The sequence below is a fragment of the Corallibacter vietnamensis genome, assembly GCF_039537875.1.
Lineage (GTDB): Bacteria > Bacteroidota > Bacteroidia > Flavobacteriales > Flavobacteriaceae > Corallibacter > Corallibacter vietnamensis.
Genome location: NZ_BAABBI010000016.1, coordinates 1 through 836, shown reverse-complemented (window position 1 = coordinate 836; position 836 = coordinate 1). Strand labels below are relative to the sequence as shown.

General features: G+C 37.9%; 1 protein-coding gene. It reads left to right on the top strand.

The window, feature by feature from the left end:
- The coding region (locus ABD690_RS13490; protein ID WP_344731122.1) for a transposase at positions 1–836 on the top strand (836 nt) is incomplete at both ends.

The window sequence follows — 836 nt, the reverse complement described above, 5'->3', positions numbered from 1 at the left end:
TGGAGTAAAACCCATTTAGTAACAGCAGACTATTTTTACTGTTTTGAAAACACAGGTAATTACTCTCTAAAGCTTTCGGTTTTCCTGTCAAGAGAATCGCATAATTATGTAGAAGAAAGCCCAATGCGCATTAAACGTAGTACAGGTCTTACCAGGGAGAAAACAGATAAATTAGACTCTTACATGATAGCCCGATTTGGCTGGATGTACCGAGAAGAGTTGGAGCCCAGTAACGTAAAATCCAAAACGTTTCAGGAAATAGGTAGGCTTTTAGCTTTAAGAGATCAGTTGGTAAGAGATCGTAGCGGTTTAAAATCCACACTAAAAGAGCAAAGGCATTTACTCTCAAGCCCATCAACAGATTCATGCTGCAAGATACTGGAACGCTGCGTAAAGCATATTGATAAGCAGGTATTATCAATAGAGAAACGCATGAGAGGACTCATAAAAACAGATGATAAATTACAGGAAAACTACCAGTTGTTACTATCGGTAAAAGGAGTAGGCCTCATCTTAAGCTGTCAGTTGCTTTATCATACCTCCAACTTTATGAAGTTTGATAACTGGCGTTGCTTTTCAAGTTATTGTGGCATAGCGCCCTTTGAATACAGTTCAGGAAGCTCCATTAGAAGGCGAAAGCAAAGCCACTACATAGGCGATAGGAAAATGAAAACACTATTAAGTATGGCAGCCGTTTCAGCCATACAATCAGATCAGGAATTAAAAAAATACTATCAAAGAAAACTAGACGAAGGCAAACACAAAATGATAGCTTTAAACAACGTTAGAAATAAAATTTTAGCACGCAGTTTTGCAGTAATTAAAAGAGGTACACC